General features: G+C 71.3%; 11 protein-coding genes, 2 pseudogenes and 1 riboswitch. Of the genes and pseudogenes, 8 read left to right on the forward strand and 5 right to left on the reverse strand.

Going from position 1 to position 15262, the window contains the following annotated elements; all coding sequences use genetic code 11:
• A partial coding sequence (locus D474_RS27800; protein WP_040703111.1) for a gamma-glutamyltransferase occupies positions 1–532 on the reverse strand: 532 nt, incomplete at its 3' end.
• 312 nt (positions 533–844) lie between these two features.
• Complete coding sequence (locus D474_RS0105905) at positions 845–2128, reverse strand: ICP22 family protein (RefSeq protein WP_017612666.1); 1284 nt, start codon at positions 2126–2128, stop codon at positions 845–847.
• 247 nt (positions 2129–2375) lie between these two features.
• On the opposite strand from D474_RS0105905, the gene D474_RS0105910 reads away from it, so the two are divergent.
• Positions 2376–3359, forward strand: coding sequence for a glycerophosphodiester phosphodiesterase (locus tag D474_RS0105910; RefSeq protein WP_239647006.1), 984 nt, complete (start codon positions 2376–2378; stop codon positions 3357–3359).
• Positions 3360–3615: 256 nt separating this feature from the next.
• On the forward strand, positions 3616–4854 hold the full coding sequence (locus D474_RS0105915; protein WP_017612668.1) for an alanine racemase: 1239 nt from the start codon (positions 3616–3618) through the stop codon (positions 4852–4854).
• Between the two features lie 57 nt (positions 4855–4911).
• Here the strand turns inward: D474_RS0105915 and D474_RS0105920 are convergent, their stop codons facing one another.
• Complete coding sequence (locus D474_RS0105920; protein WP_017612669.1) at positions 4912–6534, reverse strand: beta-N-acetylhexosaminidase; 1623 nt, start codon at positions 6532–6534, stop codon at positions 4912–4914.
• Positions 6535–6858: 324 nt separating this feature from the next.
• On the opposite strand from D474_RS0105920, the gene D474_RS0105925 reads away from it, so the two are divergent.
• From D474_RS0105925 to D474_RS0105935, 3 genes are all read left to right on the forward strand, one after another.
• Positions 6859–7737: a DMT family transporter gene (locus D474_RS0105925; protein WP_017612670.1), complete on the forward strand. Its 879-nt coding sequence runs from the start codon at positions 6859–6861 to the stop codon at positions 7735–7737.
• 16 nt (positions 7738–7753) lie between these two features.
• Positions 7754–8980 carry a glycosyltransferase gene (locus D474_RS0105930; protein ID WP_017612671.1) on the forward strand — a complete coding sequence of 409 codons (1227 nt, stop codon included), beginning with the start codon at positions 7754–7756 and terminating at the stop codon, positions 8978–8980.
• A 94-nt stretch (positions 8981–9074) separates the two neighbouring features.
• Entirely contained in the window at positions 9075–9392 is a 318-nt protein-coding gene (locus tag D474_RS0105935) for a hypothetical protein (RefSeq protein ID WP_017612672.1), read from the forward strand.
• A 150-nt stretch (positions 9393–9542) separates the two neighbouring features.
• Here D474_RS0105935 and D474_RS0105940 read toward each other — a convergent pair whose 3' ends face one another.
• Positions 9543–10493 (reverse strand): LysR family transcriptional regulator, encoded by a 951-nt coding sequence (locus D474_RS0105940; protein ID WP_017612673.1) that lies wholly within the window; start codon positions 10491–10493, stop codon positions 9543–9545.
• Positions 10494–10625: 132 nt separating this feature from the next.
• On the opposite strand from D474_RS0105940, the pseudogene D474_RS27805 reads away from it, so the two are divergent.
• From D474_RS27805 to D474_RS0105955, 3 genes and pseudogenes are all read left to right on the forward strand, one after another.
• Positions 10626–11950, forward strand: a pseudogene (locus D474_RS27805) (pyridoxal phosphate-dependent aminotransferase).
• Positions 11951–12428: 478 nt separating this feature from the next.
• The gene (locus tag D474_RS0105950) at positions 12429–12671 is read left to right on the forward strand and encodes a DUF6457 domain-containing protein (RefSeq protein ID WP_017612675.1); all 243 of its coding nucleotides are present in this window, start codon (positions 12429–12431) and stop codon (positions 12669–12671) included.
• 188 nt (positions 12672–12859) lie between these two features.
• Positions 12860–14279 (forward strand): annotated as a pseudogene (locus D474_RS0105955) (alanine/glycine:cation symporter family protein).
• Positions 14280–14357: 78 nt separating this feature from the next.
• Here D474_RS0105955 and thiD read toward each other — a convergent pair.
• Positions 14358–15161, reverse strand: coding sequence for a bifunctional hydroxymethylpyrimidine kinase/phosphomethylpyrimidine kinase (gene thiD, locus D474_RS0105960; protein ID WP_017612678.1), 804 nt, complete (start codon positions 15159–15161; stop codon positions 14358–14360).
• A riboswitch (TPP riboswitch) is annotated at positions 15149–15252 on the reverse strand. (Overlaps the previous gene by 13 nt.)
• Positions 15253–15262: the final 10 nt, after the last annotated feature.

Raw genomic sequence — 15262 nt, forward strand, 5'->3', positions numbered from 1 at the left:
TGGTTCCGTCGGGCAGGTACAGCGCGGCCGACCCCGACCAGTGGCGGCCGAAGACCGGGGCGAGCGCCTCCACGGCCGCCGCGATCTTGGGCAGGACGGGGAAGCCGCGCTCGCACAGGCCGATGGCGTGGTCGAGGACCTCGCGCACGCCCATGGTCCCGTGGTCGCGCAGCAGCAGCATCCACGCATCGAAGGCGCCCGGGACGGTGGCTGCGAGCACGCCGCTGCCGGGGATGCGGTCGAGGCCGAGCGCGGTGTAGGCGCCGATCGTCGCGTCCGCGGGGGCCACGCCCTGGCCGCACAGCACCCGCGGGGGGCCGCCCGCGGCCTGGAAGAGCACGGGGACCTCGCCGCCCGGGCCGTTCAGGTGGGGCTCGACGACCTGCAGGGTGAAACCGGTCGCGACGGCCGCGTCGAAGGCGTTGCCGCCGCGTTCGAGGACCGACATTCCGGTGGCGCTCGCCAACCAGTGGGTCGAGGCGACCATGCCGAAGTCGCCGCGCAGCTGTGGGCGGGTGGTGGGGGCTGGCATCGGGGCGTGCCTCCTCGGGGCGGGGGGACGGCGCGGTCCCGCGGTGCCGCGTCACGGGGGAGCGGCGGGGGCGCGGGGGTCCGGTGACTGTGCAGGTGACCGTATCTGACCGGGAAGTGCGTCGGTGTAACGATTCGTCCGTTATTCGGTCGGAAACCGTGGGGGTCGGGTGTGATGCCGGCCGTCCTAGAGAGGTGCGGGGAGGTGATGGCGATGGCCCTCGGGACCCGCCCGCAGAGCCGTACGTCCCCCGCAACAGCGACGGCCAGCGACGCATGCGCACCGCCGGCCGTGGGCCCGGAAGCACCGTCGTCAGGAACCCCCGGACGGAAGGCTGTAGGGCAGTCGCTCCTGCACCCGCTCCCACTCCTGGGCGCCGATCGTGCCGAGGGCCGCCTCCTCGGTACCGGTATCCGCGTCGGCCGTCCCGTCTCCGTAACGGGCCTGCTCGAAGACGGTGCGCGCCTGGGCGTCCAGCTCGGCGACGACCCCGGAGGCCCCGGTGGTCGCATCCTGGGTCCGGCCGCCGTCTGCTTGCTGGTCCTCGGCGCACTCTTCGGCCGCGCTCAGCTTGTCCGCCTCGGAGGCGTGGAACCAGGCGGTGGCCAGGAACCGGTCGCGCTCGCCGCCGGTCAGCGCGTCGGTGTCCAGAGTGCGCTCGACGAAGGCCCGCGTCTCCTCGGTGACCCCCTCGTGGTCGGCGTTCGGGCCGGTGCTCTCGTCGAAGCGCTCGACGGCGCACCGATGGAACGCGGAGACACCCTGCTCGCCGGAGCTCGCGGGGAAGGTGACACTCTCTGCAGCTTCACCGGACCCGGTCCCGGGCCGTTCGGCGGCCCCGTCGGTGGCGCTGGCCTCGGTGCCGTTCTCCGCCACGGAGGCTCCGTCGGCGTCGTCCTCTGCGGCCTCCTGGCCCTCGGTGCCGGAACCGGCCCCGGGCACCTCGTCGGCGCCTTCCTCGGCATCGGCCTCCTCGGGGGCGTCGCCGGCCTCGGCAGCGTCCGAAGACCCGGTCTCCTCCGCGGGCTCGCCTTCCTCGGCGCTCTCCGCGGAGTCCTCGTCCTCGATGCCGGTCACCGAGCCGGCCAGTTCCACGAGGTCCCCGCGGTCCCACTTGTCCGGGTCCAGGTGCGTGGCCACCCCTACGCCCGGGCGCTCCACCCAGAACAGGTGGCCCGTGTCCTCGGAGACGTAGGCGCCCTCCCCGAAACCCTCGTTCTCGCCGAGGCGCTCCAGTCCGTCGGAGCGCAGGTGGCCGAACCGCTCCTGCCGCAGGTCTTCCAGGTCCTGGATCCTGTCGGAACGCAGGACGGCCACGTGCCCGGCACGATCGTCCGAGCCCTGGACCCAGGTGATCTCGGACCGGCGGTTGCCATCACGGTCGGAGGAGGACGCGGCCTCGACCGAGTGCCGCTCCAGCCCTTCCGGCAGAGGGCCGACCGTGAAGCCGTCGAGGCTGTAGTCGGACTCCCCCCGTTCGACCTTCGGCCAGGCCGGTTCCCGATCGTCGGCGGCAGCGGCCGGTACGGCCGTCCCGCAGGCGGCCAGGGCACCGGCGCCCAACAGTGCGACCCACCAGCTGTGGTGCTTGCGCATGAGACATCCTTCCCATCGACTACAAGCAGTGATGATTGCAGGGCTCTGAGTAGTCAGCGAGGGCTCTGGAGTCAAAAATCGTACACAAAGTGATCAATTAGTTTCATGTGGTGATTGAAGGGCGGATGTACGTGTTCCCAACCGGACGGTAGGGCTCGGATCATTTCGCGCTCGACTCGTGGTCACCGCGTGGTCACCGGCCGAGTCCAATCTGAGCTCGGCACATCACTCGTACATGGGAGGTCCGGTGCGTCGCATCGCGATCGTTGTCGGAGCCGTATCGTTCACCGTGATGGCCGGCGGGGGCACCGCCCTGGCCGAGCCGTCGCTCCACCCGTCGGAGCGGATCAGCGCAAGTCCGGTCTCCGCGGAGAACCCGTCCCCCGAACGCCCGCTCGTCGCCGTCGCCCACCGGGGGGCCTCCGGGCACGCCCCCGAGAACACCCTCGCCGCCATCGAGGCCGCGGGACGCCTGGGTGCCGAGACCGTCGAGGTCGACGTCCAGCTCACCTCGGACGGAGAGCCCGTCCTCATGCACGACACGTCCCTGGAACGCACCACCGACATCGAAGAGGTCCACCCCGACCTCGACTCCTACGACGTCGGGGACCTCACCCTGGAGCAGATCGAGCAGGTCGAGGCCGGCAGCTGGTTCGACCCGGTCTTCGAGGGCGAGCCGGTCCCGACTCTCTCCGACGCGCTGGACACCCTGGAGAGCCTGGATCTCAACCTGTTCCTCGAGGTCAAGGACCCCGAGACCCACCCGGGCATCGAGGAGACCCTCGCCGAGGAGCTCAGCTCCCGCGACCACTGGATGGAGCAGAACCCCGCCTGGGAGCCGCGCCGCCTCGTGGTCGAGAGCTTCGACTGGGACTCCATGGAAGAGTCCAAGGACCTCATGCCCTCCGTCTCGCACGGCCTGCTCGGCGAGGTCCCCGAGGACGAACTCGGCGACTACGAGTGGTCCCACATGGTCAACCCGAACCATGAAGGCCTGACCAGCGACTACGTCGAAGCCGTGCACGAAGCCGGGTACGAGATCATGCCGTACACCATCAACGACCAGGACCGCATGGTCGAGTTGCTGGAACTGGGTGTGGACGGCTTCGTCACCGACTACCCCGACGTCGGCCAGGAGGCCATCGCCGAATTCGAGGGCGCCGCCCACCAGGCCGACGCGCAGGACGGCGATCCCGCCGATGAGCTCGAGGCCGAGCCCGCCGCCGACTGACCTTCTGGTCGGCCGCGGCCACAGATGGGAGGATCGCCTCCTGACAGTCACCCGGCCCGTCCCGGACGCCCACGGCGCTCGGGGCGGGCCTCGGTCTGCTCGGCGAACACCGATGACCTGACGGCGCCGTAGGCGCAGCAGCCGACCGAGGCACCCGCCACCAACGCTCGAACGACGCCTTCGGCGCAGTGGTCGGTCGAAGCGAAGGAAGGCGTCCACCGAACAGGCCCTGGCCACGAAAGGCGGTTCCCACCCCGTGAACGAGCGGTTGACCATCCCCGAGGAAAACGTCGACTGGCGCACCAAGGGGGTGTGGTGGCCCGACGGCTCCGTCAGCCTCGAGGGGTTCGCACAGCGGGCCGGGAACCTGTTCACCGGCCCCTTCACCTGGCCCCTCATGGTGTTGCGGGAACCGGAACTGACCCGCAACATCACCGCCCTGGCGGCCTTCACCGACCAGCACGGGCTCGCCTTCGCCCCGCACGGCAAGACCTCGATGGCCCCCGCCCTCATCCAGCGCCAACTCGACGCCGGGGCCTGGGGCGTGACCGCCGCGACCGCCAACCAGGTCCTGGCCTACCGGCGTTTCGGTGTGCGCCGCATCGTGCTGGCCAACGAACTCCTCGACACCCGGGCCCTGGGGTGGATCGCCGCCGAACTGAACCGCGATCCGAAGTTCGAGTTCCTCTTCTACACCGACTCCGCCGAGGGCGTGGCCGCGGCCGCCTCGGTGGCCGACCCCGCCGGGCGCCCGCTGCGAGTGCTGGTCGAACGCGGGGTGGCCGGTGGACGCACCGGGTGCCGCGATCGTGCCGGGCTGCTCGCCGTGGCCGACGCGGTGGCCGATGCCCCCGGCCTCGAGCTCGCCGGGGTCGCCGGGTACGAGGGCCCGGTGGACGGGGGAGCCGACGCGGTGCGCGCGTTCCTGCACGACCTGCGCACCGACGCCGCCGAGATCGCCCGGGTCCACGGCCCGGAGCGTCCCGTACTGTCGGTGGGCGGCAGCGCCTGGTTCGACCTGGTGGCCGAGGAGTTCGGCGGGGCCCGCGACGTGTGGCCCCTGCTGCGCAGCGGCGCCTACGTAGCCCACGACGACGGCCTCTACCGGCGCACCACCCCCTACCGCCGCCTCGACGAGGGGCCCGGCGCGTTGGCCGGTGCCCTGGAGCTGTGGGCCCAGGTCACCTCCACTCCGGAGCAAGGGCTGGCCATCGCCGGGCTCGGGCGCCGGGAGGCCAACTTCGACGCCGGTTTCCCCGTGCCGCGCACCGTGCGCCGGCCCGACGGGACCCGGCAGCCCGTCGAGGGGCTGGAGATCGAGGGGCTCAACGACCACCACGCCTACCTGCGCGTGCCGCCGGAACTGGAGCTGCACCCCGGTGACCTGGTCTCCTTCGGGATCTCGCACCCGTGCACGGCCTTCGACCGGTGGGCGCTCATCCCGGTCGTCGACGCCGAGGACACCGTCGTGGAGGCCGTGGCCACATACTTCTGACGCGGATTCCGGGGTGGGACACCGGGGCGGCCCCCGGAACCCCGCCCCGGCGACGTGTCAGTCCCGGCCGACCACCCCGGGCCGGGTCTGCCACGGCCTCGGCCCCTCCAACGGCCGGTACTCGACCCCGGCGGCGTCCAACCGGCGCAGGTGCGCACGCAGACGCGGTTCGAACTCGGCGTAGTCCCGTGGCCCGGTGGACCACACCTTCTCCGCGAAGGCCGACAGCCGCGGGAAGACCATGTAGTCCAGCCGCCGGGGCGTGTCGATGTGCTCGGTCCAGGTGTTGACCTGTGCCCCCAGCACGTGCTCCGCCTCCTGCTCGCCCAGCCCTGCCGGCACGGGGTCGGAGAGGTAGACGTCCTCCAGCCGCAGGAGCGTGCCGACCTTGACCGGTTCGTCCTCGGCCTCGGACTGCCGGTAGTCCAGGTAGGAGGTCGCGGTCGGCGCCATGATCACGTCGTGGCCTGCCCGCGCCGCCGCGACGCCGCCCTCCTCGCCGCGCCAGGACAGCACGGTCGCGCCCGGCGACAGCCCCCTGCGCTCGCCCTCGGGGGCGCGGGTGTCCTCCTCACCGGCCCAGAGCCAGCCCTCCAGGATCTCGTCCCAACCGATCATGCGCCGCCCCCGCGCAACCAGGTGCCGGTCGAGCTGACCGATGAACCAGGACTGCAGCTCGTGCTCGTCGGCCAGCCCCTCCTCCCGGATCCGCTGCTGGGCCGAGGCACTGCCCTTCCACTGCGTCTTGGGGCACTCGTCTCCGCCGACGTGGAAGTAGGGCGAGGGGAACAGCTCCAGCAGCTCGTCGATGACGTTCCGGTAGAAGTCGAGGACCTCGTCGGTGACGGCCAGGACCTCCTCGAAGATGCCCCACTGGGTGCCCACCGGGATCCGTCCCGCCTCACCGAGTTCGGGGTAGGCGTGGATCGCGGCCTGTGAGTGCCCGGGCACGTCGATCTCGGGCACCACCGTCACGTGGCGTTCTGCGGCGTAGGAGACGATCTCGCGCACGTCGTCCTGGGTCAGGTACCCGCCGTGGGGCCGACCGTCGAAGACCGGCGGGCGTACNGTGCCCACCTGACTCCCGGTGCGCCAGGAGGCGGCCTCGGTCAGTCGCGGGTAGCGCCGGATCTGCACCCGCCACCCCTGGTCGTCGCTCAGGTGCAGGTGCAGCACGTTGAGCTTGTGCGCGGCCAGCAGGTCGACGAACCGCAGAATCTCGCGCTTGGGTTGGAAGTGGCGTGCGATGTCGAGCATGGCGCCCCGCCATCGGAACTGCGGCGCGTCGGTGATGCTCACGGCCGGCAGCACCCATGCGGCACCGGGAAGGGGAGCGTCGCGGTAGGCGTCGGGCGGCAGGAGCTGGCGCAGGGTCTGTGCCCCGTAGAAGACACCGGCGGGATCGTGGCCGATGACGGAGGCGCCCCGGCCGTCCACGACCAGGCGGTAACCCTCCGGCGCGAGTCCGGCGCCCGGGTCCACGCTCAGCCGGAGCTCGGCGCCGGCCTCACCGCCGCGCTCGAGCGGCAGTCCGGTCGCCGCTCCCAACTCGCGGCGCAACCAGGTCAGTACACCGGCCGAGGCAGGGTCGGCGTGCACGCGGGTGCGGGGCGTCAATGGCAGGCCCGGGCCGTCGCCGGGTGAGGTCTCACGGGGGCGGGGGATCAAGGTGTCGGTCACGACTGCTCCTATCCGGTCTAGACCAATCGCCAGGATCCCACGCCGGCACCCCGCTGCCCAGAGAAGTGGACAAACGGACCACCAATCCCTCCGTTCGGGGCGATCCAATACCCAACCTTGACCACGCGTGGATGTTGGCTCTCCCTCGATCGAGGCAGTTTCAGGGGCAGGTGGCCGGGACGAAGCCACCGACGGGCCGGGCATCCGCGATCCCCACGGGGGCGACGGGGTGCGCGGCCCCGTTGTGCGGAGCACACCCCCGGCAGATCGCGGCCACGACCGAAAGGGCCGGACCCCACACGACCGATGGGAGTGGTGGAGACAATGCTGTGGGCGGTTCCCGTCGCCGTGGTGGGGGCCTTCAGCCTGGCGCTCGGCTCCGCACTCCAGGAACGCGACGCCGTCCGCGCCCCCGGCGAGCGTGTGGCCCACGCCCCGTTCCTCCTCCACCTGTTCGGCCGCCCGCGCTGGCTGGCGGGCGGGGCCCTGGTGGTCCTCGGGGCCGGCCTGCACCTGACCGCGCTCAGCGGCGCACCGCTCACCGTCATCCAGCCCCTCGGCGTCACCGGCCTGCTCTTCGCGATCGTGCTCTGGTCGGCCTTCACCCACCGCGCCGTCAGCATCCACCAGATCGTCGCGGGCATCGCCGTCATGTCCGGTCTCACCGGTGTGCTCTGGCTCTTCCCCCACGTGGACGACGCCCCGGTCATGGACACGGGCACCGCCCTCCTCCTCGCCGGGAGCGTCACCTGCGCGGGCGTGCTGCTGCACCTGGCCGCCAGGTGGTTCCCCGGTTCCGTGCGTGCGATCGTCCTCGCCCTCGCCGGCGGGGCCGCCATGGGTACCACCTCCGGGCTGGCCCGCGTCGTACTGGCCGGGACCAACGGCGACTGGAGCCGGCTGATCAGCTGGCTGACCCTGTTGGCCGCGGGGACTGCCGTCTTCGGTGCCCTGCTGGTGCAGAACGCCTACCGCAGCGGCCACTTCGCGGCCGCGTACGCGACCCTGCTCGTCACCGATCCCGTCGTGGGGGTCGGCATCGGCGCGGTGATGCTCGGCGAGGGCGCCCCCGAGGCACCGCTCGCTCGGATCAGCGCCCTGCTCTTCGCGCTCCTGGCGATCGCGGGCACCTTCGGCCTCGCCCGCAACCGGGACCGCAACCCCGAGGCCGCGGCGAGCCCGCGGTCCGCACGCACCCGTTGAACGAAGGAGTACCGCCATGGCCCGAGCGCGCCCACTGCGTGTCCTGATCGTCACCGACACATATCCGCCCGACGTCAACGGCGCCGCCTACTTCACTCGCCGGCTCCCCCCCGGCGNGCTGGCCGGACGCGGACACCGGGTCCACGTCCTCCGCCCCTCGGCGCAGGGGCCTCCGCACGTGGTCGAGGCCGTGGGCGTGACCGAGCACCGGGTGCGCTCGGCCCGGATCCCTTTCCAACCCAGCATGCGCGCGGCACTGCCCCTCGGGCTGGGCGGCCACGTGGACCGGCTGCTGGCCCGCTACGCTCCCGACGTGGTCCACGTGCAGAGCCACTTCACGCTCAGCCGCACGGCGCTCGCCCGTGCCCGCGCCGCCGGGATCCCCACGGTGCTCACCAACCACTTCATGCCGGACAACCTCTACGCACACGCGCGCGTGCCGCGATCCCTGCAGTCGGCGGCCGGCACCGTGGCCTGGAACGACATGGTGCGTATCGCCGAACAGGCCGACCACGTGACCACACCGACCCCGCGCGCCGCCCTGCTGTTGCGCGAGCAGGGCCTGACCCGGGACGTCGAGGCGGTCTCGTGCGGCATCGACCGCACCCGTTTCCGCCCCCGAACCTCCGAGCGTTCCACGGCACGCCGGGGCCTCGGGGTGCCCGACCGCGACTCCGTCGTGTTCGTGGGCCGTCTGGACGAGGAGAAGCGCATCGACGAACTCGTGCGCGCCCTGGCCCTGCTCATCGTCGACCTCGACACTCAGCTGGTGCTGGCCGGGACGGGGCAGCGCGAGGAGGAGCTGGCCGACCTGGCGCGGGTGCTGGGCGTGGGCGACCGTGTGCATTTCCTGGGTCTCGTGCCCGACGAGATGCTGCCGCTGGTCTACGCGGCCGGTGACGTCTTCGCGATCGCGGGCGTGGCCGAGCTGCAGAGCATTGCGACGCTGGAAGCGATGTCGACGGGGTTGCCGGTGGTGGCGGCCGACGCGATGGCACTGCCGCACCTGGTCGCCGAGGGCCGCAACGGATACCTGTTCCCACCGGGAGAGGTGGGGGTGCTCGCCGACCGGTTGCGCAGGATCCTGGGGTCCCGGTCCGAACGCGGTTTCCTGGGTGCGGCGAGCCGGGAGATGGCGGGCGAGCACGACCACCACCGGTCCCTGGAGCGTTTCGAGACGGTCTACGCACGCGTGGTCGGGTCGGTCCCGATCCGCCGGGGACGGAGGCCGGTGACGGTCTGATGTCCGATATGTATGTCTTATTCAAGTATGGGGTTTCCGTGTTTTTTGCGCGCTGAACAGTGCATGTTCAGCTGTTTCCGGAAACAGGCAGGGTGTGTGGTTCCAAGGCATCACGGGACAGGCCGGCCGCGGGCGGACGCCGCCGGGCGAGGGCCTGGTGGACAGGTTGAAGGACGCCGAGGACGACGCGGGCCGCCACGAACGCGACATGTCGTCGTTCGAGCGTGAACGCATCGACCTGGAACACCGGGTCAACCGCATGGAGGCCGAGCTGGAGTCCCTGCGAAAGAGAAGACTCGAAGCCTACGCACAATGGTGGAACGCCCGCGACGACAGGGATCGAGCCCTGCACATCTGCCGCAAGCTCCGCCGCCGCATCGACCGCACCCGCCGCGCGGGCGACCAGGAATGACCCCGGTACCACCCACCCGACGAGGACGACGACACCGACCCCGGAGCGGTCCGGCCCCATGGCCGGGCCGTTCTTCCGTGTGCGGGACGGTTGCGTGCCGGGGCAGGCCTGTGGTGCCGTGCGGCCCGGGGCCGTCGGCCCCGGCGCGCCTCAGCCCTCCAGCGCCTGGTCGGTGAGCTCCTCCAGCTGGCCCTCCACCGTGCGTGCCGCCTCGCGCAGCGCTGAGAGCGTGACCTGAACCGCCGGCCTTCGCAGCGTCCCCGTCCGCAGCACGGCGTAGACGTGCCGTTCGGGGGCCGAACCCGGGAGGCGCCGGTAGACCAGCCCCGCCGGAGCCCCCACCATCGCGAGCCCCGGGACGGCGGCGATCCCGATCCCGCGTGAGACCAGGCTCAGGATCGTGCCGAGCCCCTCGAACTCCCAGGCCGCCGAGGGCAGTCCACCGACCTCGGCCATGAGCCGGTCGGTCCCGTAACGCGAACGCTCGCCCTCGGGCGCGACCACCCACGACTCCCCGAGCAGCTGGTCCAACACCACGGGGACGGCGGGATCGGCCAGGCGGTGGGCCTCGGGAACCGCCAGCACGAGCGGATCGGCGAGCAGATGCACGTGGCGCAGGCTGCTGTCGGAGGTGCGTCCGGGGTGCTGGCCCGTCCAGTCGTCGACCAGGGCGATGTCGACCTCGCGGGACTGCACCTTCTGCGTCCCGGTCGCGAGGAGGGTCTGGCGCAGCACCAACTGCATCTCCGAGTGCTGCCGCAGCGGGTGGGCCAACAGTGGTGCGAAGGCCACGGCCGCGGTCGGGAACGCTGTCACGGTCACTGTTCCGAGAGCCACGTCCGACTGTTCGGCCAGGACCGATTCGGTGGCCTCGACCAGAGCCAGGATCTCCTCACTCTGGGCAACCAGGAGCCGTCCGGTGTCGGTCAGTTCCGCCCCTCGCGGGGACCGGTCGAGCAGGGCCACCCCCGTCTCGCGTTCGAGGGTGGCCAGTTGCTGAGAGACCGCGGAAGGCGTGTATCCCAGGGCGTTCGCGGTGGCCACGATCGTGCCGCGGACGCTGAACTCACGGAGCAGTTGGAGGCGTCGAAGATCGAGCATAAGAACATCTTAAGCTCACCATCGAAAAGGCGTGCTTGTGCTGATGGGGACGAGGGGGCAGTCTTGTTGGTGACAGACCGTCACCCATTGGTGCGGTCAAGCGCACAACGATGATCCGGAGATGAGTCAGACATGACCGTCACTGTGTCCGCGACCCTTGCCGTGAACGAAGCCCTCGAGGAGAAGCGCCGCCAGGGGGTGCGCGTGCTTCCGCTCGGCTTCGGCGAGGCCGGGCTCCCGGTCCACCCGGTCATGCGCGACCAGCTCTCCGCCGGCAACGGTGCCAACGCCTACGGCCCCGTCGCCGGCTCCACCGCTCTGCGCGAGGCCGCCGCCGGCTATTGGGAACGCCGCGGCCTGCCCACCGACCCGTCCATGGTCATCGCCGGGCCCGGCAGCAAGCCGCTGCTCTACAGCCTGCTGCTCGAGCTCGGCGGGGGCACCGCGNCACCGCGATCGCCGCACCCAGCTGGGTCAGCTACGCAGCGCAGAGCCGCCTGGTCGGATGCCGCCCCGTCATGGTGCCCACCGCCACAGGGCAGGGCGGGGTGCCCCAGCCCGACCTGCTCCACGCCGCCGTCACCGACGCCCGTGACCAGGGCCGCAAGGTCAAGGCGGTTGTGGTGACCCTGCCCGACAACCCGACCGGGACCGTCGCGAGCGAGGAGACCGTCCGCTGCCTGGCCGAGGTCGCCCGCGAGCTCGACCTGGTGATCATCTCCGACGAGATCTACCGCGACCTCGTCCACCCGGGCGAGGGGGAAGCACGGGTGCACAGCCCCGCCGACTTCGCGCCCGAGCGCACCGTCATCTCCACCGGTCTCAGCAAGAACCTGGCCCTGGGCGGCTGGCGCATCGGGGTTCTGCGCCTGCCCGAGTCCGAGATCGGCCAGCGCCTGCGCGGTGGGCTCCTCGGCGTGGCCAGCGAGATCTGGTCCAGCCCCGCCGCCCCCGTGCAGGAGGCAGCCGCCTACGCCTTCACCGAACCCGCCGAACTGGTCGACCACATCGGCCGCAGCCGCCGCCTCCACGGCCTCGTCGCCCGCGGGGTGGCCGACACCTTCACCGCCGCCGGCGCCGAGGTCCCGACCCCGCGTGCGGCGTTCTACCTGTACCCGGACTTCGAGCCGGTCCGCGAGCGCCTGGCCGCCCAGCACGGCATCACCACCGGCCCGGAGCTGACCGGACTTCTGTTGGACCGGTTCGGCATGGGCGTCCTTCCGGCGGTGGAGTTCGGCGAGAGCCCCGACACCCTGCGCATGCGGGTCGCGACCAGCCTGCTCTACGGCGAGACCGAGGAGCGCCGCTACGCCGCCCTGTCGGCCACGGACCCGCTGGCGCTGCCGTGGATCTCCGATCACTTGGAGCGCCTGTCCGAGGTGATGGACGCGCTGCTGGCCGACAGTCCCTCCGGTTCCGTCCCGGCGCCCGCGCACATCGCCACCTCGGCGGTGTAGCCCAGCGCCCCGGGTTCCACCGGAACCGGTCCGAGGCCGGGTGACCGCCCCGTCGAAAGGGGGTGGGGCGGACACCTCACACGAGGGGCCTCCCAGGATCCGTGATCCCGGGAGGCCCCTCACCGTGTGCCGAGGCTCGGTCGCGCACCTGGGCCTCGACGAGGTCGGCGGCGGGCTCACGACGGGGACGCCGACCACGGCGATGTGGGCGCGACGGGTCATGGCGGTGCTCCGGTGCAAGGAGAAGGTCGGTGGACGGCGGGTCCGCGCGAGGCGGCGCGGGGGTCGGCGCCGGCCTGGGTAGCGGGGCCTTCTCTGCGGCGCACGGGGTTTTCCTGCGTGTTGGGACGCGGGTCCGCTGTGAGAGGGCGGGCCGCCCGTTCTAGAGTGCGGTACGGCGACGGCACGGGTGCACCGCCCCAGAGCAGGCGACGCGCCGCCATCGCCGGATCGCATCATCACACAGAGGAGTGCATCGGTGACCCTGGTGGAATGGGCGGACCTGGTCCGTGCCGAGCTGGAACTGGACGAGAGCGAGCGCTTGGACCGGGCCGACGTCGATCGGGTCCTCGACCTGGCCAAGGACGCCGCACACTCGGTGGCCCGACCCGCTGCACCGCTGACGACCTTCCTGATGGGGATCGCCGTCGGCCGGGGTGCCGACCCGCAGGAGGTGGCTGCGAGGTTGAGCAGGTTGGCACTCGACTCTGCTGAGGAGTGAGCAGGCCCTAGGCCCGCAACGATCGCGTCGAACAAATGTGACGCAGGCGTTATGAACCCCTGCAACCCTGTCACCACCTCATTCAGTGTCCGTGACCTGGTGCACGCTGCGCGGCAGCCGCTCCGGTGGGCAGCGGAGCGCGGACACACAGCCGTCCCCCGATCCGAATGTGATACGGAGATCCCCGCATGGATCAGATCCTCGGGATGGCCGAGATCGTCAGCGAGGTGCTCTGGGGACCCTTCGTCCTCATCCCTCTTCTGTTCGGTGTCGGCCTGTTCCTCACGGTCCGCCTGAAGCTGCTCCAGCTCCTGCGGTTGCCCCACTCGCTCTGGCTCGCCCTGGTCCGACGGAAGGAGGACTCCTCGCTCGAGGGGGACATCTCCCACTACCAGGCGTTGAGCACCGCTCTGGCGGCGACCGTCGGGGTCGGCAACATCGCAGGTGCGGCCCTGGCCATCGGTGTCGGAGGGCCCGGTGCACTCTTCTGGATGTGGGTGGTCGGCTTCCTCGGCATGGCCACGAAGTACAGCGAGGCCCTGCTGGGCGTGAAGTTCCGCCGCACCGACGACAAGGGTGAGCAGAGCGGCGGCCCGATGTACTACCTCAAGTACGGGCTGAACGGTTGGCTCGGCACCGTTCTCGGCGGTGCCTTCGCGGTCTTCGGTGCCATCGCCGCATTCGGTATCGGCAACGGGACCCAGGCCAACACCGTCACCCAGCAGGTCACCAGCATCGTCGAGATCGACACCTGGGTCGTGGGCCTGACCCTCATGCTGCTCGTCGGGGCTGTCATCCTGGGCGGCATCAAGAGCATCGGCCGGGTGGCCTCCGCGCTCGTGCCTCTGATGATCATCGGCTACATCGGCGCCTGCCTGTTGGTCCTGGCCCTCAACTGGGCCTCGATCCTGCCCGCGCTCCAGCTCGTGGTCGTGAGCGCCTTCACCTACACCGCGCCGGCCGGCGGGTTCGCGGGAGCGGGCCTCATGCTGGCCATCCAGCAGGGCTTCGCCCGCGGGATCTTCTCCAACGAGGCCGGTATGGGCAGCGGTGCGATCGCCGCTGCGGCAGCCAAGACCCGGGAGCCCGTCCGCCAGGCCATGGTCTCGATGACGCAGACCTTCATCGACACGATCGTCGTCGTGACGATGACCTGCCTGGTCATCATCACCACCGGTGTCTGGCAGGAGGGCGACGTCGACGGCTCCCTGCTGACGACCCTGGCCATGACCGAAGGGCTCGGACAGGCCAGTCCCGTCCTCGCCGTCGGGGGCCAGTACATCGTGGCGATCGCCGTGACCGTATTCGCCTTCACCACCATGCTCGGATGGTCCTACTACGGTGAGCGCTGCGTGGAGTACCTGGGCGGCCGCCGCTTCGTCACGCCCTACCGGCTCCCCCTCNTTCATCGTGGTCGTCTTCATCGGCTCGGTCGCGGCCCTGGACGAGGTCTGGCTGTTCAGCGACATCGCGAACGCGATGATGGCCCTGCCCAACCTCCTGGGCCTGCTGCTGCTCTCGCCCCTGGTCGTGGCGGAGACCCGAAGGTTCTTCGGGCACCCCTACTGGCGCGACCCCGACGTTGTCATGAGCGACGTCAGGGCCTGACAGGATCCCGCCGAAAGAACGCACGAGGGGGGACCGGCACCGCCGGTCCCCCCTCTTCGTCTCCGCGTGGGGCGGGGCTCACCACCAGGAGTGGAAGTGGTGCACCGGCCCCTGGCCGCCGCCCGCGTCGATGTCGTCGGCGCGGCGCAGGGCCGCGGTCAGGTAGTCCTTCGCGCCGCGCACCGCGGCGGCGGTGTCCGGGCTCTGGGGGAGCAGGGCCGCGATGGAGGAGGAGAGCGTGCACCCTGTGCCATGGGTGTTGTGCGTGCGTACCCGGGGGCCGGTGAGCTCCACAGCGGGCCCGCCCCCGACCACCAGCACGTCGGTGCTGTCCTCGGAGTCCAGGTGCCCGCCCTTGAGCAGTACCGCCTGCGGCCCCAGCTTCAGCAGTTCCGCGGCCTGCTCGTGCATGCCCGCCAGATCGGCGGCCTCTTCGACGCCGAGCAGGTCGGCGGCCTCGGGCAGGTTCGGGGTGATCAGACCGGCCCGGGGGAGCAGCACCGTGCGCAGCGCCTCGGTCGCCGACTCCTCCAGCAGACGGTCACCGCTCTTGGCGACCATCACCGGGTCCACGACCACATCCGTGAGCCCGTGGTGGTCGATCGCTCCTGCCACCGCCTCGGTGACCTCCGCGGTGCCCAGCATGCCGACCTTGACCGCGTGCACCGTCGCGTCGTCGAGCAGGGTGTCGAGCTGGCGGGTGACGAAGGAGGCCGGGACACCGTGCACGTCCGCGACGCCGCGCGTGGACTGGGCGGTCAGAGCGGTGATCACACTCATCCCGAAGACCCCGTGAGCAGAGAAGGCCTTGAGGTCGGCCTGGATGCCGGCGCCCCCGCTGGGGTCGCTCCCGGCCACGGACATGACGTTGAAAGCGCTCATGGCGTTCCTTCGCTAGTACGAACTAGGGCAGGTTCGACGGGTGTGCTCTCAGCCGGACCGCTCGACGGTGCCGGCACCCCGCGCCTCTGTGCCTGAATTCT

Source organism: Nocardiopsis salina YIM 90010, assembly GCF_000341025.1.
Taxonomy (GTDB): domain Bacteria; phylum Actinomycetota; class Actinomycetes; order Streptosporangiales; family Streptosporangiaceae; genus Nocardiopsis; species Nocardiopsis salina.

Bases quoted from the DNA above. Each gene is read 5' to 3' on its own strand.
- D474_RS0105925 (WP_017612670.1), top strand. From the start codon at position 6,859: ATGCTGTGGGCGGTTCCCGTCGCCGTGGTGGGGGCCTTCAGCCTGGCG.
- D474_RS0105905 (WP_017612666.1), bottom strand. From the start codon at position 2,128: ATGCGCAAGCACCACAGCTGGTGGGTCGCACTGTTGGGCGCCGGTGCC.
- thiD (WP_017612678.1), bottom strand. From the start codon at position 15,161: ATGAGCGCTTTCAACGTCATGTCCGTGGCCGGGAGCGACCCCAGCGGG.
- D474_RS0105940 (WP_017612673.1), bottom strand. From the start codon at position 10,493: ATGCTCGATCTTCGACGCCTCCAACTGCTCCGTGAGTTCAGCGTCCGC.